The organism is Sodalis sp. RH20 (assembly GCF_047324205.1).
GTDB lineage: Bacteria > Pseudomonadota > Gammaproteobacteria > Enterobacterales > Enterobacteriaceae > Acerihabitans.
The window spans coordinates 744,726-768,729 of sequence record NZ_CP178733.1; the positions used below are offsets into that span (position 1 = coordinate 744,726).

The following is a 24,004-nucleotide window of genomic DNA, read 5'->3' on the forward strand; positions in this document are numbered from 1 at the left end:
GAAAGCGAGGATTTTTATCGACTATTTTATAACTTTTGGTGATGTGAAATAGTATTAAATTAAACGTTAAGAATTGGATCAAAAAGCCCCGCCGTTTGCCGGGAATGGCGGCGGGCGGGCATTGTCGTTGCCCGTGGGCCGGCGATCCCGCAACCTTCCCGTAACGTGGCGACCGCCGGACGCCGTCACAGCCCGCCCCCGCTATAATTAATTCCTATTGATATCGCCGGTCGCGCACGCCCGGCAAGCGCTGGTTAAACCAGCTCACCGCCTTATCGCTGGCATCCGTCATCAGCCACCAGCTCAGGCCGACCAGCACCACCGACAGCGATCCCACCGCGATATCGCTGAACCAGTGCGCGCCAATCATCACCCGGGGCAGGGAGAACAGCACCACGATAGCCATGCCGCAGGCAAACGCCCGGCCGCCGAAATAGCGCAGCATATAGGCGGCAAAAATCATCAGCATCATGCCGTGGTCGCCCGGAAAGCTATCCATGGAAGCGTCCTTGGTGGGAATGCGGCTAAATTGCGACACGCGCACCACGCCGTCCTCATTTTGGAAAAACAGCGTCGGGCTGGGGCGGCTGACCGGCAGCAGGTGCCCCAGCTGGTTAAGCACCAGCGCCGAAAGCAGCATGACGATGCCGAGGCTTATCAATTGATAGCGCCGATCCGGCGGGGTGCGCAACAGGTAGTGGAGGTAAAGCAGGCCCATCGCCAGCAGGGAGGTGATATCGAACGCGCGATAGTTGGTGACGGCCAGGAATACGGCATAAGCGTGGCTGTTGGCGGCGATATGATTAAAAAACAGGAATATCGCCGTATCCAGTCGCGACCAGAATCCGTGGTGCGAAGGCAGGTACCATGAGACAAAAAGCGCGATGCCCAGGATATTGAGCAAAATAACGGCAGGTAAGCGACGCATGACTCAGCACCTATAAAACAAGTGACTAAATTAAGGTGATTATAGTATTCCTGCTAATTTAAACGAATCTTCAACAAAGCCGTTTGCAGCGCGTTCCAATCCGCCGGGGCGGGATTGATCAATTCAATCCGGCTGTCGGGCGGCGGTGCGGGCAGAGTCTCGATGCGCAAGTCCTGGCCCTGGCGGTTGACCTGCAGGGTGCCTTCGGGGATGCGTACCACGGCCTTGACCCGTTCCACCGGCGCCAGCCGCGCCCACTCCAGCAGGCCGATGGTATCGAAGGTGGTGGCGCCGTCAAAAATCCAGCCGCAGGACTGGTAGCCCTGGCCCTGGTTCAGCGCACGCCGCCAGCCGGTATTGCCCGGCAGCCGCAGCGCCGCGAGTCCCGCCTTGGGCGCCGGGGGGGCGTGATGGTGGGCGCCGTCGGGCAGTTCGCGCGCGTTCAGGCGCGGCAGGTCCAGCAATGACAGCGGCACCCGGCCCTGGACGGCGTCGACTATTTGGCGTCCATCGCCGTGCCCGGCGGCCCACTCGTCCAGCAGCACGCGATCCTGCGGCTGGTAGCTGTCCTGCTTGTTGGCGATAATGACATCGGCGGCGGCCAGCTGGTCGCGGAAGTTTTCATTGTCGCGGTAACGTGCGTCGCCGAGCTGGCGCGCGTCCAGCAGGCACAGGGTGGCGCGCAGGGTCAGCCAGTTTTCATATACCGGCGAGGTGAGCAAAGAGAGGATTTGCTTGGGATGGCCAAGCCCGGTCGGCTCGATCAGCAGCCGATCGGGGGTGTTGCGCTGCAACAGGGTATTTAATCCCACCTGCATGGGCAGGCCGTTGACGCAGCACATGCAGCCGCCGGGAATTTCCTTGAGCACTGCGCCGCTGTCGGCTAGGAGCGCGCCGTCGACGCCAATCTCGCCAAATTCATTCACCAGGACCGCCCAGCGTTCGCCGGCCGGTTTTTGCGCCAGCAGATGCAAGAGGGTAGTGGTTTTACCGCTGCCGAGAAAACCGGTAATCAGGGTGGTGCGGGCGGTCATGGTCGTCCCCGGGCGGCCGGGGAGAGGGCGGCGGCCACCGTCGCTTTGGCGCCGTCCCGCGCCAGCGCGAGATAAGCCGCGGTGACGGCGGCGGCAAAGGCGGGGCTGGCGGACAGATCCGCGCCGAATACCGAACGCAGCGCCAACAGCGCCAGCACCCGCGGCTCGCCGTCGGGGCTGTGGTCGACGATGCGCCGCAGCTCGTCGCTCAGCGGATCGCGGATATCAATAGGCGCGCCGAGATCGTCGCGGCCGCCCACATAACGCATCCAGCCTGCGATGCCCAGCGCCAGCAGGGGATAGCCGTCGCCGTGGGCGATATGCCAGCGCACCGGGTCCAGCATGCGCTGCGGCAGCTTTTGCGTGCCGTCCATGGCAATCTGCCAGGTGCGGTGTTTCAGCGCCGGATTGGCGAAGCGCGCCAGCAACTGCGCGGCGTAGGCGGCGAGGTCCACTTCCCCGGCGCCCAGGCGCAGGGTGGGCGCCTGTTCCTGCGCCATCATCGCGGCCACGGCGGCGTGGTAGCCCGGGTCCGCCATGCAGTCGCTGATATGCTGGTAGCCGGCCAGATAGCCGAGCCAGGCCAGAAAGGAATGGCTGCCGTTCAGCATGCGCAGCTTCATTTCTTCATACGGCGCGACGTTGGGGACAAACTGCGCGCCCGCCGCCTGCCAGTCCGGCCGGCCGGCAACAAAATTATCCTCGATAACCCATTGGATAAAGGGTTCGCAGGCGATGGCGCAGGGGTCCGCCACGCCGATAAGGGCGGCAATCTCAGCCAGCGTTTCTTCCGTGGCGGCGGGCACGATACGGTCGACCATGGTGGCCGGAAACGACACCTGTTCCCCGATCCATGCCGCCAGCAGCGGATCCCTGGCCTGGGCCAGGCCCAGCACCGCCCGCCTGAGCACCTGGCCGTTGCCGGGAATATTGTCGCACGACAGCAGGGTCAGCGGCGCGAGGCCGCGCGCATAGCGCAGGCGCAGCGCCTCCACCAGAATGCCCGGCACGGTGCCAGGCGCCCCGGGATGCAGGATATCCGCCTGGACGCGCGGATTGGCGCGGTCCAGCTCGCCGCTGTCCGGCTCGATGCAATAGCCTTTTTCGGTAATGGTCAGCGAGACGACGGCCACCTGCGGCTCGGCCAGCTTTTCCAGCACCGCCGCGATGCCGACCTCTGCCGCGATAACCGACTCGCGGACCGCGCCGATAACGTGCGCCTGCCTGCCGGCGCCGTCTTTTTCCAGCACGGTAAACAGATGATCCTGGGCGCGCAGCGCCTGCAGTAAACCGGCGCTGTGCAGGCTGACCTCGCAGATGCCCCAATCGCCGCCAACGGCGTTAAGCGCCCGATCGGTCATTACCGCCTGATGGGCGCGGTGAAACGCGCCGAAACCGATATGTACGATGCGGCTCTTAAGCAGGCCGCGATCGTAGCCGGGCTGTTGCACCCCGGCGGGAAGGTGATGCGAGGCAAGGGTCGCCATGATGATGCACCCCGTCTGGCCGTTGGCCTGGAAATGGTTAGTCGGCGCGGCTCATATAGCGACGTTCCGCCACGTGAATACGGATCTTTTCGCCGCTGTTCAGGTATTCCGGCACCGAGACGGTCAGGCCGGTGCTCATCAGCGCCGGCTTGGTGCGGGCGCTGGCCGACGCGCCTTTGATGCCGGGCGTGGTTTCGATAATCTCCAGATCCACCGTTTGCGGCAATTCCAGCGCCAGCACCTGGCCTTCCAGGGTCAGCACCTGCATGCCGGGGATGCCGCCTTCGGGGATAAACAGCAGTTCGTCTTCTATCTGGTCTTTCTTGAACAGGTACGGGGTATAGTCCTCGTCGTCCATAAAGACATATTCTTCGCCGTCGATATAGGAAAACGTCACCGAGCGGCGCACCAGGTTGATGGTCTCGAGGATATCGTCGCCCTTAAAGCGCTCTTCCACCTTCAGGCCGGTGCGGACGTCGGAAAACCGCATCTTATACAGCGTACTGGCCCCGCGCGCGCTTGGGCTCTGGATATCAATGTCTTTTACCAGCAGGAGTTTGCCGTTGTAATTTACCGCCATGCCGCGCTTAATTTCGTTTGCTCTAGCCATCAAAGTGGACCTGTATAATTGTATCGGAGTCTATGGCGACACGTTACCGTTGCCCGGGCCTTCAGGCAAGGGGGAAAAGTGCGTGTCGCGGGGCAGCGGCGAATCTACATCACGAATGCGCCACATGCAATAACCGGCGCCGGCAATCATTAGCAGCGCCACAAAAAACACCGTATGGTACTGCCAGATTTCCGCGATAAGCCCGGCGGCCGAACCGGCGATAATCCAGCCCACCCGTCCGGTATTGGTAAACAGCGTGGTGGCGGCGCCGGCCTGGCCCGGCATCAGATCCTGAAAATAGATCATGCCGATGCCGGCCAGAATGCCGATAAACACCGCGTTCAGCGACTGCAGCGCCAGCAGCGCCATAGGGGCGGTAAACACCAGCAACCCCAGGTAAAACAGCAGCCCGGCGCCGACGGCGATGCGCATCAGCAGCCGGTTGCCAAAGCGCCTGGACACATAGCCGGCCACCAGCATGGTCGGGATCTCCAGGCCCGCGGCGGTGCCCATCAGCATTCCGGCCAGTTTTTCAGGCAGCTGCAGCTCGTGGATGAGATAGAGCGGCATATTGATCAGGTACATGCAGTTGCAGGTCCACATCAGCGTGCAGGCGGCGAACAGTAGCATCGCGTCGCGGCGGTTGCGGCGGGGCGCCTCCAGCACCGCGGCGGTTTTCAGCGCCGATTTGCGCATCGACGGCAGCGCCAGCCAGACCAGCGCGCCGCAGGCCACGAAGGTGACGGCGGCCATCATATACATCACTTTGAAACCAAAGCCCAGCGCCAGGGCAAAGGCCAGCGGCGGTCCGATGACCCAGGCCAGGGACACCTGCGCGCGCATTACCGAACTGAACATGACCGCCTCGCGCCCCGTCTGCTCGGCATGTTCGCGCGCCAAGGCGAACATCTGCGGGTTGGCGGTGGAACCGAAGCTGGTCAATAACACGCCGCAGGCCAGCAGGACAAAATAACTGCGGTTAAAGGCAAACAGCACGCAGCCCGCCGCGCCCAGCAGGCAGCATTGCAGGATCAGCCGTTTACGATCGCCTTTTTTATCCGACCGGCCGGCCAGGAACTGGCTGACCGCGATGCCTATCACCGCGCTGCCGGTATAGAACAGGCCCACCATAAAGGGCCGGGCCGCCACTTCCGTGGACAGGAACAGGCTCAGGGTCGGCAACTGCAGTGCGCCGGCGATGCCGGAGAGAAAAGCGATAACCAGAAAGGCCGGGGCGGTCATATCCGGAAGGCGCCGCGGGAGGGCGATAGGCGTGTGCATGATAATGGCATCGGGATCAGGACAAATGGACGCCCGAATAATACGCCTGTTGGCGAAAAACAACAGCCGGCGGCGAAAATAAATCCACTTCAGCATGACGTCGGCCGGCGGCAAGGCGCGCCGCCGGATCGCTGCGCGGGCGGCCCCGGTCAGGCCGCGACGGGCATGGGGGATGGGGGTCTTCAGCAGCGCGTCAGCAAAAGCCGTCCCGGCGGGCCGGGACGTGCCTGAATAACGATAAACTGTGCGGCGCTTCAAAGATCCGACAGGAATAGTCGACGGGCGCTTGCAATCATGCCGCCAACGTCGGAGACTTTATTGAAACGTTTCAGCGTGATTAGACAGGCGATGCCCCGGACCATCCCGCTGTTGGTGCGTATCGAAGCTGAATCGATTCAATATTAGCAATATCAGCAAGCGAGGAGAGATATGTTTGATTTGTCATTAAAAGATATTCATCTCGGCGCCCAGGCGCAGAGCAAGACGGAGGCCATCGCCCAGATCGCCGCGGCCATGACGCAGGCAGGTTATGTCGACGCCGGGTATGTGGACGGCATGATGAAGCGCGAGCAGCAGACGTCCACTTTTTTAGGCAACGGCATCGCCATCCCGCACGGTACCACGGATACCCGCGACCTGGTGCTGAACACCGGCGTGCAGGTATTTCAGTTTCCGCAGGGGATTGACTGGGGCGAGGGCCAGACGGCTTATGTGGTGATCGGCATCGCCGCGCGCTCCGACGAGCATCTCGCGCTGCTGCGCCAGCTTACCCATGTCTTAAGCGACGATGCCGTGGCGGCGCGCCTGGCGAGCACCACGTCGGCCGAAGAACTGCGCGCCGCGCTGACGGGTGAAAAGCAGCCGGCGCCGTTCCTGTTCGATATCTCCCTGATGGCCCTGGGCGTCCCCGCCGGCGACATGGTCACCCTCAAGGCGCTCAATGCCGGCCGCCTGCAGCTGGCGGGCGCGGTGGACGTCGCGTTCGTCAGCGATATCATCAGCGGCCGCCCGCTGAACCTGGGGCAGGGCGTCTGGCTGAACGACAGCACGCGCGGCAATCTGGCCAGCGCCGTGGCGATCAGTCGCCCGGCGACGGCGTTTGTCGAGGACGGTGAAAGCGTGGCGCTGCTGATTACCGTCGCCATGGCAGACGATCGGCCGCTTGACGTGCTGAACGTCATCGGCGACCTGCTGCTGGCCGGCGAGGCGAGCCGCCTGCTGACCGCCGACGCTCCCGCCCTGCTGGCCCTGCTCAGCGGCGAAGCCGCGGCGACGGATGGGGTATTAAGCGCGGAATTCGTGGTGCGTAATGAGCATGGCCTGCACGCCCGCCCCGGCACCGCCCTGGTGAACGTGATCAAACAGTTCGACAGCGTCATTACCGTCACCAACCTGGACGGGTCCGGCAAACCGGCCAATGGACGCAGCCTGATGAAAGTGGTGGCCCTGGGCGTGAAGAGCGGCCATCGCCTGCGTTTCACCGCTGAAGGCGCCGACGCCGAACAGGCGCTGCAAGCCATCGGCGCGGCGATTGCCGCGGGACTCGGGGAGGGCGCGGCATGAGCAGACGCGTCGCCACCATTACGCTGAACCCGGCTTACGACCTGGTCGGCTATTGCCCCGAAATTGAACGCGGGGAGGTTAACCTGGTGCAAACGACCGGACTGCACGCGGCGGGAAAAGGGATAAACGTCGCCAAGGTGTTGAAGGATCTTGGCATCGACGTCACCGTCGGCGGCTTTCTCGGCAAGGAAAACCAGGACGGTTTCCAACTGCTGTTCAGCGATCTGGGCATTGCCAACCGTTTCCAGGTCGTGCAGGGGCGTACCCGCATCAACGTCAAGCTGACCGAGAAGCAGGGAGACGTGACCGATTTCAATTTTTCCGGATTTAACGTCACGCCGCAGGACTGGGAACGCTTTGTCAACGATTCGCTGACCTGGCTGGGCCAGTTCGATATGGTGGCGGTCAGCGGCAGCCTGCCGGCGGGCGTGCCGCCGGAAGCCTTTACCGAATGGATGATCAAGCTGCGCAGCCACTGCCCCTGCATTATTTTCGACAGCAGCCGCGAAGCGCTGGTGGCCGGGCTGAAAGCCGCGCCCTGGCTGGTCAAGCCCAACCGGCGCGAGTTGGAAATCTGGGCCGGCCGCAAGCTGCCTACCCTGGCCGACGTGGTGGTGGCCGCCCATGCGCTGCGCGAGCAGGGCATCGCCCATGTGGTGATTTCACTGGGCGCCGAAGGCGCGCTGTGGGTCAACGCCTCGGGCGCCTGGCTGGCCAAGCCGCCGGCCTGTGAAGTGGTCAGCACCGTCGGCGCCGGCGATTCCATGGTCGGCGGCCTGATCTATGGCCTGCTGATGCGCGAGTCCAGTGAACATACGTTACGCCTGGCGACCGCCGTGGCGGCTTTGGCGGTCAGTCAAAGCAATGTCGGCATCACCGATCGGCCGCAGCTGGCCGCCATGATGGCCCGAGTGGATTTAAAACCGTTTAATGACCAGTTGGAGGCACAATGAAAACGCTGCTGAAAATAGACAGCTCGCTGGGGCAGGCACGATGCCACCTGGTGAAAAAAATATTGGTCGATGCCGCGCCGAAAGCGGGTTTGACCCTGGTTGACTCCGCCGCCGACGCCGAACTGGTGGTGGCGGTGGGCGGCCTTACCCCCGATGCCGCCCTGAACGGCAAGCGGGTGTTTACCGGCGAACCGTCCCAGGCGGCCAGCCAGCCGGAAGCTTTCCTCGCCCGCGCCAAGACCGAGGCCAGCCTGTACCAGGCGCCGGCGGAAACCACGCCCGCGGCGGCGCTTGCCGCCACCGGACCCAAACGGCTGGTGGCCATCACCGCCTGCCCGACCGGCGTGGCGCACACCTATATGGCGGCGGAAGCCATCGATGGCGAAGCCAAAAAACGCGGTTGGTGGGTGAAGGTGGAGACCCGCGGCTCGGTGGGGGCGGGTAATGCCATCACCGCCGAGGAAGTGCAGCAGGCGGACCTGGTGATCGTGGCCGCCGATATAGAGGTGGATCTGAGCAAGTTCGCCGGCAAACCGATGTATCGCACCAGTACCGGCCTGGCGCTGAAAAAAACCGCCCAGGAACTGGATAAGGCGGTGGTGGAGGCCAAGGTGTACCAGCCGTCCGCGCAGGGCGGCAATACTGAATCCGGCGAGACCAAAAAAGCCTCTCCCGGTCCGTATCGCCATCTGCTGACCGGTGTTTCCTATATGCTGCCGATGGTGGTGGCCGGCGGCCTGTGCATCGCGTTATCCTTTGTTTTCGGCATCCATGCCTTTGAACAGCCGGGAACCCTGGCTTCGGCGCTGATGACCATCGGCGGTAAATCGGCGTTCGCCCTGATGGTACCGGTGCTGGCGGGCTTTATCGCCTTCTCCATCGCCGACCGTCCGGGCCTGACGCCGGGCCTGGTGGGCGGTATGCTGGCGGTCAGCACCGGCGCCGGATTTATCGGCGGTATTATCGCCGGTTTTCTGGCCGGCTACGTGGCCAGGCTTATCAGCACCAAATTGCCTTTGCCACAAAGCATGGCGGCGCTGAAACCGATACTGATCATACCGTTAATCGCCAGCCTGGTGACCGGTCTGGTGATGATCTATGTGGTGGGCACGCCGGTGGCCAGGATCCTGACCGGCCTGACCAACTGGCTGCAGTCGATGGGCACCGCCAACGCCGTACTGCTGGGCGCCATCCTCGGCGCCATGATGTGCAGCGATATGGGCGGGCCGATCAACAAAGCCGCCTATGCCTTTGGCGTCGCCTTGCTCAGTACGCAAACCTATGCGCCGATGGCGGCGATTATGGCCGCCGGCATGGTGCCGCCGCTGGGCATCGCGGTCGCCACCCTGCTGGCGCGCAATAAGTTCGATAAACCGGAACGGGAGGCCGGCAAGGCCGCGTTTGTGCTCGGGCTGTGCTTTATCTCCGAAGGCGCGATACCCTTCGCCGCGCGCGATCCGTTCCGGGTGATCCCGCTTGCCATGATCTCCGGCGCCGTCACCGGCGCGCTGTCGATGTTCTTCGGCGCCAAGCTGATGGCGCCGCACGGCGGTATGTTTGTGCTGCTGATCCCGGGCGCCATTACGCCGGTGCTCAGTTACCTGGTCGCCATCGCGGCGGGCACCCTGTTGCTGGGCGTGATGTACTCGGTACTGAAACGTCCGGACGCCGAACTGGCGAAAGCGCTGGCCTAAGCCGGCCCGGCATCCCGGGGCTCAATGCTCCGGGGCGCCGATGCTTCTTTTACGCCCCGCGCGGGGCGTTTTTTATAATGCCACGTCAGAACACCTTGCTTTGCAGCGCCCATACCGCCGCCTCCACCCGTGACTTCAACCCCATTTTTTTCAGCAGATGTTTCACATGTACCTTCACGGTACTTTCACTGATATCGAGCCTGCGGGCGATGGTTTTATTCGGCAGGCCGTGGGCGATAAGCTTCAGGATATCGCGCTCGCGCGGCGTCAACTGCCCGCTATCCCGCGCGCCGCCGGGACGGTCATCGCGCAGGCCGGCCGCCAGCACCGGCATCAGCGCCTCGCTTAATACCATCCTGCCCGCCGCGGCCTGGCGGATGGCCGCCAGCAGATCTTCCGGCTCCATATCTTTCAGCAGGTAACCATCGGCGCCGCGTTTCAGGGCGGTAATCACATCGTCCTGATGGTTCGAGACGCTGAATACGACGATGCGCCCGGAAAGGGGCAGCCGGCGCAGGCAGTCCAGCGTATCCAGCCCGCTCATGCCCGGCATCTTTAAATCGAGCAGGATCAAATCCGGATCCAGCGTTTCGGCCAACAGCACCCCCTGCTCGCCGTTGGCGGCTTCGGCAACCACTTTCAGGCCGGGGTCCATGCCGATAAGCGCCCGCACGCCGCTGCGCAGCATCGGGTGATCGTCAATCAATAAAATCGTGGCGACGTCGGATTCGCTCATGGTCTGTTCCTGTTAATAGGATGATGCCGGTTGCCGCGGCACGGTTACCCGTACTTCGGCGCCGCCGCCGGGGAGATTCGCCACCCGGCAGTCGCCGTGCAGGTTCCTGGCGCGATCCTGCATGATAACCACGCCGTAATGATGCTGGCGCTGATGTTCCTCCGGCAGGCCGCGGCCGTTGTCACGGATGCTGAGCACCAGCGCATCCGCCTCCAGGTCGGCGGTAAGCGTCACCCGGCTGGCGCCGGCGTGTTTGACGATATTGGTTAACGCTTCGCGCGCGATCTGCGTCAGGTGGATGGCCTGATGGGACGAGACGGCTTGCGCCGGCAGCCGATAGATGAACTCAACGGCGAACCCCAGCCGCGCCGAAAATTCCTCCACCGTGGTTTGCAGCGCCGCGCGCAGGCCCGGCTCCGTCTGGCGCAGGCGAAAGGTGGTCAGCAGCTCGCGCAGCTGGCGGTAGGCGGTATTAAGCTCGTCGCGCATTTGCTGCATCAGCAACTGATTTTCAGGCGCGGCGTGCGTATTTTGCATTTGCAGGACGCCTATTTGCAGCTTCAGGCAGGAGAGCGACTGGGCGATGCTGTCGTGCAGTTCGCCGGCAATGGCCGTGCGCTCGGCCATCAGCATCAGCTGCTGCTGATGCTCGGCCTGGCGTTCCAGCGCCAGGGTGCTGGTCAGCTGTTCGACCAGCGTGGCCACCAGCCGGCGCTGCGTATCATCCAGCCTATGGCGCGGCGGATACTGCGCCAGCATCACGCCGTATTGACCTAATTTATCGTGCAGGCGCCAGCTGAGCTGCTCCGTTCCGGTTTCAACTAGGTCATGCGCCGGCGGCAGGGCGGCAATCCGCGCCGTATCGTCAGGCACGGTTCCGCCCGCGGTGTCGGCCATCCCGCCCTGTATCGCGATCGCCCCGGCATCCGGCGAAGCCGCCTCGCCGTCTGCCTGGACGCCGTCCAGTCCGGGATCGCGATCGTTTTCATAGAGCCGGATCTGGATTTCCCGCAAGGGGATCAGGGTCTGCAATTCCTCCAGCACCGGTCGCAGGCGGCCGGGCAAAGGCGCGCCGGTATGCAATTGCCGGCTGGCGCGATAGAGAAAATCCAGCACGCGGTTTTTTTGCCGCAAATCGGCGGTGCTGTTCGCGATCCGCTGCTCCAGCTCGGTATACATCTGCGACAGCGACTGCGACATACTGTTCAGGGTAAAGCCCAGCTGATCCATTTCATGATATCCGCCCGGTTCAGCGCCGGCCGGTAGCGGATAGCGCTGGCTAAAATCGCCGCGGCTTACCGCTCTGGCCTGGTTGAGCAGGTGCCGCCAGGGACGCAGCAGCCGGCGGCGCAGGTAAAGGATGGTGCCGGTCAGCACCAGCAGGGTCAGGGCGATGATGATTTTCTGCACCAGGGCCACCAGCGCCAGCCGGCGCTCGGTATTGCGATCGAGATCCGACACCAGCGCATCCAGCCGGCGCACGAACTCCGCAACGCCCCGGGCGGCGTCCGCGGGGCGCTGCGCCCGCAGCAGCAGCGGCTTAAGCGTGCCGTGCCAATGGTCGCGCAAATCCAGGTACTGCGGGGTCAGGCCTTCGCGCTTCACCGGCTGGCGCAGATCGTCGCTTAACTGGTCCCGTTCCAGTTCGGCGAGCAAGGGGTCGCTGCTTTGATCCAGCGGCACGCGCGACAACAGCCGGTAGCTTTGCATGCGCAGCGAGCCGGCCTTATTGATGGCATGGGCGTTGCCTTGCATGCTTTGCGCCATCCATAACGACAGGCTCATGCCGCCGATGCCCAATATGCCCGACAGCAGCATCAGCAGCGCCACCTGCTGGACGATGGATAACGGCGCGAAAAGAGCTTTGATCATAAGGCAGCGTTCCCAGGTCAAGCGCAGGCGAGCGGCGGATGGGGCCATTGTTCCCGATCCCCGGCGTTAACCCTATACCCCTTTAGGAGTACCCACAAATAGCCGTGAGCGGGGCGGGGGTTACCCCTCTCTTCGTGGCCGGGCCATAACCTGATGAATCATAGGGCCTTGCCGGAAAAAAAGCACTACTTACAAATGATAGGACCGGCCGGACGCCGCGCCGGCTAACGGGTTATCCCTTGATTTGCATCAAGTTCGCCCGTCCCCGCCTTGCCTAGGGTGGCGGATATCACAACGAATCCCCCTACATGCCCGAGGACTTTATGACTCTACTTTCCCGTTCAGACGCCGCACCACGCCGCCGGGGCGCCGTAATCGAGGATTGGCAGCCGGAACAGCCCGAGTTCTGGCGCACCCGCGGCCAGCCGGTGGCCCGCCGCAATCTCTGGATCTCCATTTATTGCCTGCTGCTGTCGTTTTGCGTCTGGATGCTGTTCAGCGCCGTGGCGGTCAACCTGAATAAAGTGGGATTTAATTTTTCCACCGATCGGCTGTTTCTGCTTACCGCGCTGCCGGCGGTGTCGGGCGCCATTCTGCGGGTGCCCTACTCCTTTATGGTGCCTTTGGCGGGCGGGCGGCGCTGGACGGCCATCAGCACGCTGTTTCTGGTGATCCCCTGCCTGTGGCTGGGCGTGGCGGTACAGGACCCGCTGACGCCCTACGGCGTATTTATCGCCATCGCCCTGCTGTGCGGCTTTGCCGGCGCCAACTTCGCCTCCAGCATGGCCAATATCAGCTTCTTTTTCCCCAAGGCCCGCCAGGGCGGGGCGCTGGGGTTGAACGGCGGCATGGGCAACCTGGGCGTCAGCGTGATGCAACTGGTCGCGCCGCTGGTCATCTCCACGTCGCTGTTCGCCGTCTTTGGCGGCACCGGGCGGGTGCTGGCGGACGGCAGCCGGCTATTTCTGGAAAACGCCGCCTGGATGTGGGTGCCGCTGCTGCTGATTGCCGCCGTGGCGGCCTGGTTCGGCATGAACGATCTGGCTACCGCCAAGGCGTCCCTGAGTAAGCAAATGGTGGTGCTCAAGCGCGGCCATATGTGGGTCCTGAGTTTTCTCTACCTGGCGACCTTCGGTTCGTTTATCGGCTTTTCCGCCGGTTTCGCCATGCTGTCGAAGACCCAGTTTCCCGCGGTGCAGATCCTGCATTACGCCTTTTTTGGTCCGCTGATCGGCGCGCTGGCGCGTTCGGCCGGCGGAGCGCTGTCCGATCGGCTGGGCGGCATCCGCGTGACCCTGGTCAACTTTGTGCTGATGGCCCTGTTTGCCGCTCTGCTGTTCCTGACCCTGCCGTCCAATGGACAGGACGGCTCGTTCGCCGCTTTTTTCACCGTATTTATGCTGCTGTTTCTGACGGCGGGGCTCGGCAGCGGCTCCACCTTCCAGATGATCGCGGTGATCCTGCGCAAGCTTACCCTGGACCGGGTCAAGGCGCGGGGCGGCAGCGACGACGAGGCGCAGCGCGAAGCGGCCACGGAATCCGCCGCCTCGCTGGGCTTTATCTCCGCCATCGGCGCGGCGGGGGGATTTTTTATTCCCCAGGCTTTCGGCACCTCGCTGGCCCTGACCGGTTCGCCGGCCGGCGCGATGAAAGTATTCCTGGCGTTTTATGTGGTGTGCGTGCTGGTCACGTGGCTGGTTTACGGCCGCAACCTCCATCGCGGCATGGCGACCAAAAAACCACGCTGAGGACCTGGGCGCCGGCGATTGCGCGGCGTCCGGGCTCGTATTTTGACCGCAGGTCCACGGGACCTGTCTTGCAGGAGAACATCCGATGAGCCATTTTCTCGACCGGTTCCGTTATTTCAAACAGCTGGACCAGACCTTTGCCGACGGGCACGGCCAGGCGATGAACACCAATCGCGACTGGGAGGAAGGCTACCGCAGCCGCTGGCAGCATGACAAGATCGTGCGCTCCACCCATGGGGTAAACTGCACCGGTTCATGCAGCTGGAAAATTTATGTCAAAAGCGGGCTGGTCACCTGGGAAACCCAGCAGACCGATTATCCGCGCACCCGCCCGGACCTGCCGAACCATGAGCCGCGCGGCTGTCCCCGGGGAGCAAGCTATTCCTGGTACCTCTACAGCGCCAACCGGCTGAAGTATCCGCTGATGCGCAAGCTGCTGCTCACCCTTTGGCGCGAAGCCCGCGCGCGGCACGCCGATCCCGTGGACGCCTGGGCCGCCATCATGAGCGACGCGGCGGCCACCCGGGCCTATAAGCAGGCGCGCGGACGCGGCGGCTTTATCCGCTCCAGCTGGGCCGAGGTGAATGAGCTGATCGCCGCCGCCAATGTCTATACCGCCAAGACCTATGGCCCGGATCGCATTATCGGTTTTTCGCCGATCCCGGCCATGTCGATGATTTCCTATGCCGCCGGCGCGCGCTATCTTTCCCTGATAGGCGGCGTCTGCCTGAGTTTCTACGACTGGTATTGCGATCTGCCGCCAGCCTCGCCGATGACCTGGGGCGAGCAAACCGACGTGCCGGAATCCGCCGACTGGTATAACTCATCGTATATCATCGCCTGGGGCTCCAACGTGCCGCAAACACGCACCCCGGACGCCCACTTTTTTACCGAGGCCCGCTATAAAGGCACCAAGACCGTGGCGGTGACGCCCGATTACGCCGAAATCGCCAAGCTGTGCGACCAATGGCTCAGCCCGAAACAGGGCACCGACAGCGCCATGGCGCTGGCGATGGGCCATGTGATTTTGCGCGAGTTTTACCTGCAGCGGCAAAGCAGCTATTTCCTCGATTATGTCAGGCGCTACAGCGACCTGCCGATGCTGGTGCTGCTCGAACCCCGGCCCCAGGGATTTTACGCCGCCGGCCGCCTGCTGCGCGCCGCCGATTTGGTGGACGGCCTGGGGCAGGACAATAACCCGCAGTGGAAGACCGTGGCCATTGATGAAAACACCGGCGGGCTGACGGCGCCGCAGGGGGCGATCGGCTTTCGCTGGGGCGAGCAGGGCAAATGGAACCTGGAGCAGCGCGACGGCGGCAGCGGGCAGGAGGTGAAATTACAGCTCAGCCTGCTGGGCCGCCACGACCAGGTGGTGGAGGTGGGGTTCCCGTACTTTGGCGGCACGCCCAGCGAGCATTTCAGCCCGGTGCCGCTCAACGATATCCTGTTGCATAAACTGCCGGTCAAGCGCCTTACGCTTGCCGGCGGCGGCGAGGCGCTGGTGACCAGCATCTACGATTTAATGCTGGCCAACTACGGCCTCGATCGCGGACTGGGCGACGACAACTGCGCGCGCGATTACGACGATATCAAAGCCTATACCCCGGCCTGGGCGGAGAAGATCACCGGCGTGTCGCGGCACAATATCGCCCGCATCGCGCGCGAATTCGCCGATAACGCCGATAAAACCCACGGCCGTTCGATGATTATCGTCGGCGCCGGGCTGAATCACTGGTATCACATGGACATGAGCTACCGGGGCCTGATCAATATGCTGGTGTTCTGCGGCTGCGTGGGCCAGAGCGGCGGCGGCTGGGCGCACTACGTCGGTCAGGAAAAGCTGCGGCCGCAGACCGGCTGGCTGCCGCTGGCGTTCGGCCTGGACTGGCAGCGTCCACCGCGCCATATGAACAGCACCTCGTTTTTCTATAATCACTCCAGCCAATGGCGCTATGAAACCCTGGCGCCGCAGGAACTGCTGTCGCCGCTGGCGGACCCCGCGCGCTTTACCGGCAGCCTGATCGACTTTAACGTGCGCGCCGAGCGCATGGGCTGGCTGCCTTCCGCGCCGCAGCTGAACGTCAATCCGCTGCATATCGCCGCCAAAGCGCGGGATGCCGGCCTGTCGCCGGTGGACTATACCGTGGCCGGCCTGAAAAGCGGGGCGCTGCGTTTTGCCGCCGAGCAGCCCGACGCGCCGCAGAATTTCCCGCGCAACCTGTTCGTCTGGCGCTCCAACCTGCTCGGCTCGTCGGGCAAGGGCCATGAATATATGCTCAAATACCTGCTGGGCACCGAAAACGGCATCCAGGGCGAGGATCTGGGGCGCCAGGGCGGCGTTATGCCGGAAGAAGTGGAATGGCGGGAGCAGGGCGGCGAAGGCAAACTGGATCTGGTGGTGACCCTGGATTTCCGCATGTCCAGCACCTGCCTGTATTCCGATATCGTGCTGCCCACCGCCACCTGGTATGAAAAAGACGATCTGAATACGTCCGATATGCATCCCTTTATCCATCCGCTGTCGGCGGCGGTGGACCCGGCCTGGGATTCGAAAAGCGACTGGGAGATCTATAAAGGCATCGCCGCGGCGTTTTCGCGCGTCTGCCAGGGGCACCTGGGCCTGGAGACCGACGTGGTGACCCTGCCTATCCAGCACGATTCCGCCGCCGAACTGGCCCAGCCGCTGGGCGTGGAGGACTGGAAAAAAGGGGAATGCGAGCTGATCCCCGGCAAAACCGCGCCGCATATCATGGTGGTGGAACGGGATTACCCGAATACCTATGAGCGTTTTACCTCCCTTGGACCGTTGCTGGACAAGCTTGGCAACGGCGGTAAAGGCATCGGCTGGAACACCCAGGTGGAAATTGATTTCCTGAAAAAACTCAACCTGACCAAAACCACGGGGGCCGCCGCCGGCCGTCCCAATATCAATACCGCCATCGACGCCGCCGAGGTGATTTTATCGCTGGCGCCGGAGACCAACGGCCAGGTGGCGGTAAAAGCCTGGGCGGCGCTGGGCGTCATGACCGGGCGCGATCACCGTCATCTGGCGCTGAACAAGGAAGACGAGAAAATCCGTTTTCGCGACGTGCAGGCCCAGCCGCGCAAGATTATCAGCAGCCCCACCTGGTCCGGGCTGGAGGATGAGCATGTCTCCTACAGCGCCGGTTATACCAATGTGCATGAGCTTATCCCCTGGCGCACGCTCTCCGGCCGCCAGCAGCTGTACCAGGATCATGAATGGATGCGCGCCTTTGGCGAAAGCCTGCTGGTGTACCGCCCGCCCATTGATACCCGCGCCGCGGCGCCGCTGCTTAACGCCAAGCCCAACGGCAACCCGGAAAAAGCGCTGAACTTCCTCACGCCGCACCAGAAATGGGGCATTCACTCCACCTTCAGCGACAACCTGCTGATGCTGACCCTGTCGCGCGGCGGGCCGATTGTCTGGCTGAGCGAAGACGACGCCCGCGAGCTGGGCATCATCGATAACGACTGGATCGAGGCGTTCAACGCCAACGGGGCGCTGATTGCCCGCGCGGTGGTCAGCCAGCGCGTGCCGGCGGGCATGACCATGATGTACCACGCCCAGGAGCGCATCGTGAATATTCCCGGCTCGGAAATCACCGGCCAGCGCGGCGGTATCCATAACTCCGTTACGCGGGTCTGTCCCAAGCCCACCCATATGATTGGCGGTTATGCCCAGCTGGCCTACGGCTTTAATTATTACGGCACCGTCGGCTCCAACCGCGACGAGTTCGTGGTGGTGCGCAAAATGGACCGTATCGACTGGCTGGACGACGAACATAACGATGATGCGCAGGGCAATGCGCTCGCCGGCACCCACCGCCCGCAGGAGAAAGCACAATGAAAATCCGTTCCCAGGTCGGCATGGTGCTGAACCTCGACAAATGTATCGGCTGCCACACCTGCTCAGTGACCTGCAAAAACGTCTGGACCAGCCGCGAAGGCATGGAATACGCCTGGTTCAATAACGTCGAAAGCAAACCGGGCATAGGTTACCCCCACGCCTGGGAGGACCAGGATAAATGGCGGGGCGGCTGGATCCGTAAGATCAACGGCAGGCTGCAGCCGCGCATGGGCGGCAGGGTGGGCATATTGGCGAACATTTTCGCCAATCCCCACGCGCCGGAAATCGACGATTATTATGAGCCCTTTGATTACGACTACCAGCATCTGCACACCGCGGCGGCGGGCAAGCATCAGCCCGTCGCCCGTCCCCGTTCGCTGATTACCGGGCGGCGGATGAAAAAAATCACCGGCGGCCCCAATTGGGAGGAAATCCTCGGCGGCGAATTCGAGCATCGCGCCAGGGACAAAAACTTCGAGCATATGCAAACGGCCATGTACGGCCAGTTTGAACACACCTTTATGATGTACCTGCCGCGCCTGTGCGAGCATTGCCTGAACCCGGCCTGCGTGGCCACCTGCCCGAGCGGGGCCATCTACAAGCGCGAAGAGGACGGTATCGTGCTTATCGACCAGGAGCGCTGCCGGGGCTGGCGCATGTGCCTGACCGGCTGTCCCTATAAAAAAATCTACTTCAACTGGAAAAGCGGCAAGTCGGAAAAATGCATTTTCTGCTATCCGCGCATCGAGGCCGGCCAGCCGACCGTCTGCTCGGAGACCTGCGTCGGGCGCATCCGCTACCTGGGCGTGCTGCTGTACGACGCCGATCGGATAGAACAGGCCGCCGCCGCCGGGCAGGAGCGGGATCTCTACCAAAGCCAGCTGGATATCTTCCTCGACCCGCAGGATCCGGCGGTGGTGGCGCAGGCGTTGGCGGACGGTATTCCCCAGGGGGTGATCGAGGCGGCGCAGAAATCACCGGTCTATAAGCTGGCCATAGACTGGAAGCTGGCGCTGCCGCTGCATCCGGAATACCGCACGCTGCCGATGGTCTGGTACGTGCCGCCGCTGTCGCCCATCCAGTCCGCCGACGACGCGGGCGCCTTACCGCACAGCGGCGTGCTGCCGGACGTGGAAAGCCTGCGCATCCCGGTGCAGTACCTGGCCAACCTGCTCACCGCCGGCGATACCGCTCCGGTGCTGCTGGCGCTGCGCCGCCTGCTGGCGATGCGCCACTATAAGCGCGCCGAAACGGTGGAGGGCCGGGTGGACACCAGCGCGCTGGAGCAGGTCGGCCTGTCCGAGGCCCAGGCGCGGGAAATGTACCGCTACCTGGCCATCGCCAACTATGAGGACCGCTTTGTCATCCCCTCTAGCCACCGCGAGCTGGCCCGCGACGCGTTCCCGGAAAGCAAGGGCTGCGGTTTCAGCTTCGGCGACGGCTGCCACGGCAGCAATACCCGTTTTAATCTGTTTAACAGCAAGCGCATCGACGCCATTGACGTCAGCGTAAAAACCGGTGGCACCCCCCATGATTAGCCTGAAGATTATCGGACGTTTATTGGATTATCCGGACGAGCCCCTTTGGGCCGCGCGGGAGGAACTGATCGCGGCGTTGGGCGGCGCCGGGGAATTAACCCTGCGGCAGGCGGCCCGCCTGATCGGGTTTATCGGCGATTTTTGCGCCCAACCGCTGCTCGACGCGCAGGAGGCTTACTGCGGCCTGTTCGATCGCGGCCGCGCCACCTCGCTGCTGCTCTTCGAGCATGTGCACGGCGAATCGCGCGATCGCGGCCAGGCGATGGTGGATTTGCTGGCGCAGTACCGGGCGGCCGGCCTGGCGCTGGACAGCCGCGAACTGCCTGATTTCCTGCCGCTCTATCTGGAATATCTCTCCAGCCGCGACCAGGCGGCGGGCCGCGAGGGTCTGGCGGATATCGCGCCCATCCTGGCGCTGCTCGGCGCCCGGCTGCGGGCGCGGTCTAACCATTATGCCCTGCTGTTCGACATGCTGCTGGCGATCTCCGGCAGCGAGTTGCGCGGCGCCAGCCTGGATAACAACGTCGCCCTTGAGGCGCGGGACGATACCCCGGCGGCGCTGGACGCGGTCTGGGAGGAGGAACAGGTCAAATTCCTCGCCCCGCCGGACTGCGCCTCCGGCGAACAGGTCCGCCATCAGCGCCGGTTTGCCGGCGCGGTGATCCCACAGTACCTGAGCAGTGATTTCAGCGCCGCTCCCGGCCCGGCCCGCGGCCGCGCGCACAGCGGCGCCGCGGTTGACGCGCCCCGGCGCGCCACCGATAAGAAAGGAGACTAGCCATGTCGTTTCTCAATCTGTTCTTTTTTGATATCTATCCCTATGTAGCCGGCACCATCTTCCTGGCCGGCAGCTGGCTGCGCTACGATTATGGCCAGTACAGCTGGCGCGCCGGCTCCAGCCAGATGCTGGATAAAAAAGGGATGCGCCTGGCGTCCAATCTGTTCCATATCGGCATCCTGGGTATTTTTTTCGGTCATCTGTTCGGCCTGCTGACGCCGCACTGGGTCTATGAGCCGTTTTTGTCCGTAGCGCTAAAGCAGAAAATGGCGATGGGGGCGGGGGGCGTTTGCGGCATCCTGACCCTGGTGGGCGGGGGCCTGCTATTAAAACGCCGGTTGCTTAATCCGCGCATCCGCGCCACCTCGAGCGTCGGGGATATCCTGATCCTGACCCTGCTGGTGGTCCAGGTGATCCTCGGGCTGCTCACCATTCCGGTATCCGGCAGGCATATGGACGGCGCGGAGATGATGAAGCTGGTGGGCTGGGCGCAGGCGGTGGTCACTTTCCACCCCGGCGCGTCGGCGCACCTTGAGGGCGTGGCGGTTATCTACCGGCTGCATATGATCCTCGGCATGACGCTGTTCGTGCTGTTTCCGTTCTGCCGGCTGGTGCATATCTGGAGCGCGCCGGTGGAATACCTGACGCGGCGCTACCAGGTGGTGCGCAACCGGCGCTAACGCAACTTCGCCGGTGCCGGCGCCCGGGCTTGTGCGGTCCGGCGCCGCGCATTGCCGATCGCCGGCCGGGACCGTTAGGCTTCGCGCCGATCCGGGTCCAGGGATTTCAGCCAGGCGATTTCCTGCGCCCAGATCGCCGGCTCAACGGTCTCCAGGATCATCGGGATAGCGCTAAAGCGCTGATCGGCCATGATCCACTCGAACGCGGTTTTGCCGATATTGCCTTCCCCCAGGCTGTGATGGCGATCCACCCGGCTGTTGAACGCGCTTTTGGCGTCGTTTAGATGCATGCCGCGCAGGTAGGAAAAGCCGACGATATGCTCAAACTGGCTAAAGGTATGGCTGCAGGCATCCTCGGTACGTAAATCGTAGCCGGCGGCAAAGGCGTGGCAGGTATCGATGCACACGCCCACGCGGCTTTTATCCTCTACCCCGTCGATAATCGCCGCCAGGTGTTCAAAGCGAAACCCCAGGTTACTGCCCTGGCCGGCGGTGTTCTCGATCACCGCCGTCACGCCCTGGGTGCGTTCCAGCGCGATGTTAATCGACTCGGCGATGCGCGCCAGGCAGGTTTCCTCGTCAATTTGCTGTAAATGGCTGCCGGGATGGAAATTCAGCCGCGTCAGCCCCAACTGCTGGCAGCGGGTCAGTTCGTCGATAAAGGCGTCGCGGGATTTTTCCAGCGCGTCCGCCACCGGGTGTCCCAGGTTAATCAGGTAACTGTCGTGGGGCAGGATCTGATCGGGAGAAAAATCATATTCCGCGCAGGCGGCGCGGAATTTTTCGCAATCCTCGTCGCTCAGTTCCGCCGCTTTCCATTGCCGCTGGTTTTTGGTAAATAACGCAAACGCCGTCGCGTCCAGTTCGTGGGCGCGGATAACCGCCTGGTCCGCGCCGCCCGCCGCGCTTACATGGGCACCTATATACTTCATGTCTTCTCCTTTTTGACGTTATTATCGCACTGATAATGCCGCTAAAACGCCCGAAAGGGAAAAAAACATCCCTTTTAGCCCAGCAGGCGCTGTACGGCGGCGTTCACCAGGGCGCCGCCCGCCATCAGCCAGAGAAACAACGCCAGCGCCAGCAGCAGCGGCCGCAGCCCGGCGCGTTTAAGCGCCCCGATATGCGTGGTCAGCCCCAGGGCGGCCATTGCCATGGCCAGCAGCCAGGTATCCAGGGTGGTGATGGCCGCGATAAGCCGTGGCGGCAACAGCGGCAACGAGTTCACGCCGGCCACCGCGATAAATCCCAGGGCAAACCAGGGAAACGCGAGGGGGGCGCCGGCCGGGCCATGGGCCCCTGGCGTGCGCCGCCGCAGCCAGGCCGACAGCAGCAGCAGGAACGGGGCCAGCAGCATCACCCGGATCATTTTGCTGATCACCGCCGCGTTTTCCGCCTCCGGACCGACGGCATGGCCCGCCGCCACCACCTGCGCCACCTCGTGCAGGGTGGAACCGGTATAAATACCGAAGGCGGTGGCGCTGACGCTCAGCCAGTGATAATGCGCATTCAGCGCAAACAGCGCCGGATAGAGAAAGAGGGCGGCGGTGCCGAACAGCACCACCGTCGCCACCGCCACGGCGGTTTTATCCGCATCCGCTTTCAGCACCGGCGCGGTGGCCAGCACCGCCGCCGCGCCGCAGATGCTGCTGCCGGCGCCGATAAGCATGGCGGTCTGCCGGTCCAGCCCCAGCCCCCGGCATCCCAGCCGGCAGGCCAGCAAAAAGGTCGAGGACAGCATCAGCACATCAATCACCACCCCGGTGGCGCCGACAGCGCCGATTTGCTGGAAAGTCAGGCGAAAACCATACAGGATAATGCCCAGGCGCAGCAGCCGCTGCCGGGCGAACTGCACGCCGGGGTCACACTGATGAAGCCAGGCCGGCGTGATGATATTGCCCAGCACCATGCCCGCCAGTATCGCCAGCGTCAGTGCGCCAAGCCCCAGGCCGGCAACGGAGGGCAGGTCGCCGGCGCGTACGGCCGCCAGGGTAATGGCCGCCGCCAGCAACAGCCCGGACAGGCGGCGCCCGGCCAGGCGGATCGGGGGTAATAACCTGTCATGGCGCAGGGATAACATCGTTTCGCTCCTCTATTCCCGGATAAAAACAGGGTAATGGGCGCTGGCATAAAAGAGAAATTGATTATATGTTTATAACCTATCGTTATTAGTGGTTAAGCGTCACGCCAAGGAACCCGTATCTGATGCATATCACCCTGCGCCAGCTTGAAGTCTTTACCGAAGTGGTTAAAAGCGGCTCCACCATCCAGGCCGCCCTGGCGCTGGCGTTGTCCCAGTCCGCCGTCAGCGCGGCGCTGACCGAGCTGGAAAGCCAGCTGAACCTGCAGCTGTTCGATCGGGTGGGCAAACGGCTGGCGATTAACGAGCACGGCCGCCTGCTTTATCCCAAGGCGATGGCGCTGCTGGAGCGGGTGATGGAAATCGAGCAATTGTTCCATGGCGGCAACGGCGCGCTGCGCCTGTTCGCCAGCAGCACCATCGGCAACTATATCCTGCCGGAATTGATTGCCGGCTATCGCCGCGATTATCCCGACACCTCGCTGGAGCTGCAGGTGGGCAACAGCCAGGACGTGGTAAATGCCGTCATTGATTTTCGCGTCGACCTGGGCTTGATTGAAGGGCCGAGCCACAATCCGGATCTGGTTACCCAGCCCTGGCTGCAGGATGAGCTGGTGGCGTTTGCCGCGCCGGATAATCCGCTGGCGGGACGCCGGCTGGCGCTGACGGAGCTGGCCGGCGCGCCCTGGATCCTGCGCGAGCAGGGATCGGGCACCCGGGAAATCGTCGATTACCTGCTGCTGGCCCGGCTGCCAAGCTTTCTGCCGGTCATGGAACTCGGCAATTCGGAAGCCATCAAGCACGCGGTGCGCCACGGCCTGGGCATCAGTTGCCTGTCGCGGCGGGTGGTGGCTGAGGCGCTGGCGCTCGGCACCCTGGTTACGCTGGATCTGCCGCTGCCGCCGCTGATGCGCACGCTTTACCTGGTGCATCACCGGCAAAAACACCTTTCCCAGGCGCTGGCCCGTTTCCAGGACTACTGCCGCCAGTTCGACATGCTCCCGCGCTGAGCGTCCGGCGATGTCGCGCCACCGTCCCGGACCGGCGGCCGCGGCAAAAAGCGGCAATCTTCCGCCGTATTGCTTATAATTCCCCGCCGATCATGAAGGTCTCTTATAACCGGCGCGTTGCGCTATCCCCCGCCGCCTGATTTG

The 24,004-nt window shown here is 63.2% G+C and carries 18 protein-coding genes; 9 read left to right on the forward strand and 9 right to left on the reverse strand.

Features of this window, described 5'->3' with window-relative positions; genetic code table 11:
• Positions 1–214: 214 nt before the first annotated feature.
• The 5 genes from ACL2XM_RS03575 to ACL2XM_RS03595 are packed head-to-tail and all read right to left on the reverse strand — an operon-like array spanning position 215 to position 5,340.
• Entirely contained in the window at positions 215–928 is a 714-nt protein-coding gene (locus tag ACL2XM_RS03575; RefSeq protein ID WP_413732377.1) for a phosphatase PAP2 family protein, read from the reverse strand.
• A gap of 53 nt (positions 929–981) precedes the next feature.
• Entirely contained in the window at positions 982–1,962 is a 981-nt protein-coding gene (locus tag ACL2XM_RS03580) for a CobW family GTP-binding protein (protein WP_410014300.1), read from the reverse strand.
• Positions 1,959–3,449, reverse strand: a complete 1,491-nt coding sequence (locus ACL2XM_RS03585) for a mannitol dehydrogenase family protein (protein WP_413732378.1) — start codon at positions 3,447–3,449, stop codon at positions 1,959–1,961. The genes ACL2XM_RS03580 and ACL2XM_RS03585 overlap by 4 nt, the downstream gene beginning before the upstream one ends.
• Positions 3,450–3,486: 37 nt before the next feature.
• Positions 3,487–4,059, reverse strand: a complete 573-nt coding sequence (gene yeiP / locus ACL2XM_RS03590; RefSeq protein ID WP_410014302.1) for an elongation factor P-like protein YeiP — start codon at positions 4,057–4,059, stop codon at positions 3,487–3,489.
• A 30-nt stretch (positions 4,060–4,089) separates the two neighbouring features.
• On the reverse strand, positions 4,090–5,340 hold the full coding sequence (locus ACL2XM_RS03595) for a sugar efflux transporter (RefSeq protein ID WP_413723472.1): 1,251 nt from the start codon (positions 5,338–5,340) through the stop codon (positions 4,090–4,092).
• 429 nt (positions 5,341–5,769) lie between these two features.
• Between ACL2XM_RS03595 and fruB the strand changes: the two genes are divergently transcribed.
• Genes fruB through fruA form a run of 3 tightly spaced genes read left to right on the forward strand, consistent with a single transcriptional unit; the run spans position 5,770 to position 9,550 of the window.
• Positions 5,770–6,903 (forward strand): fused PTS fructose transporter subunit IIA/HPr protein, encoded by a 1,134-nt coding sequence (gene fruB / locus ACL2XM_RS03600; protein ID WP_410014303.1) that lies wholly within the window; start codon positions 5,770–5,772, stop codon positions 6,901–6,903.
• Positions 6,900–7,856, forward strand: coding sequence for a 1-phosphofructokinase (gene fruK / locus ACL2XM_RS03605; protein ID WP_162368505.1), 957 nt, complete (start codon positions 6,900–6,902; stop codon positions 7,854–7,856). The genes fruB and fruK overlap by 4 nt, the downstream gene beginning before the upstream one ends.
• Positions 7,853–9,550, forward strand: coding sequence for a PTS fructose transporter subunit IIBC (gene fruA / locus ACL2XM_RS03610; RefSeq protein ID WP_413723281.1), 1,698 nt, complete (start codon positions 7,853–7,855; stop codon positions 9,548–9,550). The genes fruK and fruA overlap by 4 nt, the downstream gene beginning before the upstream one ends.
• An 85-nt stretch (positions 9,551–9,635) precedes the next feature.
• Here fruA and narL read toward each other — a convergent pair whose 3' ends face one another.
• Both narL and narX read right to left on the reverse strand, forming a co-directional pair.
• Positions 9,636–10,286: a two-component system response regulator NarL gene (gene narL / locus ACL2XM_RS03615; RefSeq protein ID WP_413723280.1), complete on the reverse strand. Its 651-nt coding sequence runs from the start codon at positions 10,284–10,286 to the stop codon at positions 9,636–9,638.
• Between the two features lie 12 nt (positions 10,287–10,298).
• On the reverse strand, positions 10,299–12,155 hold the full coding sequence (gene narX / locus ACL2XM_RS03620) for a nitrate/nitrite two-component system sensor histidine kinase NarX (RefSeq protein ID WP_413733182.1): 1,857 nt from the start codon (positions 12,153–12,155) through the stop codon (positions 10,299–10,301).
• Positions 12,156–12,481: 326 nt separating this feature from the next.
• Between narX and ACL2XM_RS03625 the strand changes: the two genes are divergently transcribed.
• The 5 genes from ACL2XM_RS03625 (at position 12,482) to narI (ending at position 20,770) form a co-directional block, all read left to right on the forward strand.
• Positions 12,482–13,906 (forward strand): NarK family nitrate/nitrite MFS transporter, encoded by a 1,425-nt coding sequence (locus tag ACL2XM_RS03625; protein WP_410014306.1) that lies wholly within the window; start codon positions 12,482–12,484, stop codon positions 13,904–13,906.
• Positions 13,907–13,991: 85 nt separating this feature from the next.
• The gene (locus tag ACL2XM_RS03630; RefSeq protein ID WP_413732380.1) at positions 13,992–17,774 is read left to right on the forward strand and encodes a nitrate reductase subunit alpha; all 3,783 of its coding nucleotides are present in this window, start codon (positions 13,992–13,994) and stop codon (positions 17,772–17,774) included.
• On the forward strand, positions 17,771–19,312 hold the full coding sequence (gene narH, locus ACL2XM_RS03635; RefSeq protein ID WP_410014308.1) for a nitrate reductase subunit beta: 1,542 nt from the start codon (positions 17,771–17,773) through the stop codon (positions 19,310–19,312). Before ACL2XM_RS03630 ends, narH begins: the two co-directional genes overlap by 4 nt.
• Positions 19,305–20,090, forward strand: a complete 786-nt coding sequence (narJ, locus tag ACL2XM_RS03640) for a nitrate reductase molybdenum cofactor assembly chaperone (RefSeq protein ID WP_413727985.1) — start codon at positions 19,305–19,307, stop codon at positions 20,088–20,090. The genes narH and narJ overlap by 8 nt, the downstream gene beginning before the upstream one ends.
• Positions 20,091–20,092: 2 nt before the next feature.
• Positions 20,093–20,770 carry a respiratory nitrate reductase subunit gamma gene (gene narI, locus ACL2XM_RS03645; protein ID WP_410014310.1) on the forward strand — a complete coding sequence of 226 codons (678 nt, stop codon included), beginning with the start codon at positions 20,093–20,095 and terminating at the stop codon, positions 20,768–20,770.
• A 74-nt stretch (positions 20,771–20,844) separates the two neighbouring features.
• On the opposite strand, the gene nfo is transcribed toward narI, so the two are convergent.
• Together nfo and ACL2XM_RS03655 are read right to left on the reverse strand one after the other, a co-directional pair.
• A complete protein-coding gene (gene nfo / locus ACL2XM_RS03650) occupies positions 20,845–21,702 on the reverse strand; it encodes a deoxyribonuclease IV (RefSeq protein ID WP_413732382.1) in 858 nt (285 codons plus the stop codon).
• 74 nt (positions 21,703–21,776) lie between these two features.
• Complete coding sequence (locus tag ACL2XM_RS03655) at positions 21,777–22,850, reverse strand: YeiH family protein (RefSeq protein WP_413732384.1); 1,074 nt, start codon at positions 22,848–22,850, stop codon at positions 21,777–21,779.
• A gap of 125 nt (positions 22,851–22,975) precedes the next feature.
• Between ACL2XM_RS03655 and yieE the strand changes: the two genes are divergently transcribed.
• Positions 22,976–23,860 carry a DNA-binding transcriptional regulator YeiE gene (gene yieE / locus ACL2XM_RS03660; protein WP_413732385.1) on the forward strand — a complete coding sequence of 295 codons (885 nt, stop codon included), beginning with the start codon at positions 22,976–22,978 and terminating at the stop codon, positions 23,858–23,860.
• Positions 23,861–24,004 lie beyond the last annotated feature (144 nt).

Bases quoted from the DNA above. Each gene is read 5' to 3' on its own strand.
- ACL2XM_RS03575 (WP_413732377.1), bottom strand. From the start codon at position 928: ATGCGTCGCTTACCTGCCGTTATTTTGCTCAATATCCTGGGCATCGCG.
- ACL2XM_RS03580 (WP_410014300.1), bottom strand. From the start codon at position 1,962: ATGACCGCCCGCACCACCCTGATTACCGGTTTTCTCGGCAGCGGTAAA.
- ACL2XM_RS03585 (WP_413732378.1), bottom strand. From the start codon at position 3,449: ATGGCGACCCTTGCCTCGCATCACCTTCCCGCCGGGGTGCAACAGCCC.
- yeiP (WP_410014302.1), bottom strand. From the start codon at position 4,059: ATGGCTAGAGCAAACGAAATTAAGCGCGGCATGGCGGTAAATTACAAC.
- ACL2XM_RS03595 (WP_413723472.1), bottom strand. From the start codon at position 5,340: ATGCACACGCCTATCGCCCTCCCGCGGCGCCTTCCGGATATGACCGCC.
- fruB (WP_410014303.1), top strand. From the start codon at position 5,770: ATGTTTGATTTGTCATTAAAAGATATTCATCTCGGCGCCCAGGCGCAG.
- fruK (WP_162368505.1), top strand. From the start codon at position 6,900: ATGAGCAGACGCGTCGCCACCATTACGCTGAACCCGGCTTACGACCTG.
- fruA (WP_413723281.1), top strand. From the start codon at position 7,853: ATGAAAACGCTGCTGAAAATAGACAGCTCGCTGGGGCAGGCACGATGC.
- narL (WP_413723280.1), bottom strand. From the start codon at position 10,286: ATGAGCGAATCCGACGTCGCCACGATTTTATTGATTGACGATCACCCG.
- ACL2XM_RS03625 (WP_410014306.1), top strand. From the start codon at position 12,482: ATGACTCTACTTTCCCGTTCAGACGCCGCACCACGCCGCCGGGGCGCC.
- ACL2XM_RS03630 (WP_413732380.1), top strand. From the start codon at position 13,992: ATGAGCCATTTTCTCGACCGGTTCCGTTATTTCAAACAGCTGGACCAG.
- narH (WP_410014308.1), top strand. From the start codon at position 17,771: ATGAAAATCCGTTCCCAGGTCGGCATGGTGCTGAACCTCGACAAATGT.
- narJ (WP_413727985.1), top strand. From the start codon at position 19,305: ATGATTAGCCTGAAGATTATCGGACGTTTATTGGATTATCCGGACGAG.
- narI (WP_410014310.1), top strand. From the start codon at position 20,093: ATGTCGTTTCTCAATCTGTTCTTTTTTGATATCTATCCCTATGTAGCC.
- nfo (WP_413732382.1), bottom strand. From the start codon at position 21,702: ATGAAGTATATAGGTGCCCATGTAAGCGCGGCGGGCGGCGCGGACCAG.
- ACL2XM_RS03655 (WP_413732384.1), bottom strand. From the start codon at position 22,850: ATGTTATCCCTGCGCCATGACAGGTTATTACCCCCGATCCGCCTGGCC.
- yieE (WP_413732385.1), top strand. From the start codon at position 22,976: ATGCATATCACCCTGCGCCAGCTTGAAGTCTTTACCGAAGTGGTTAAA.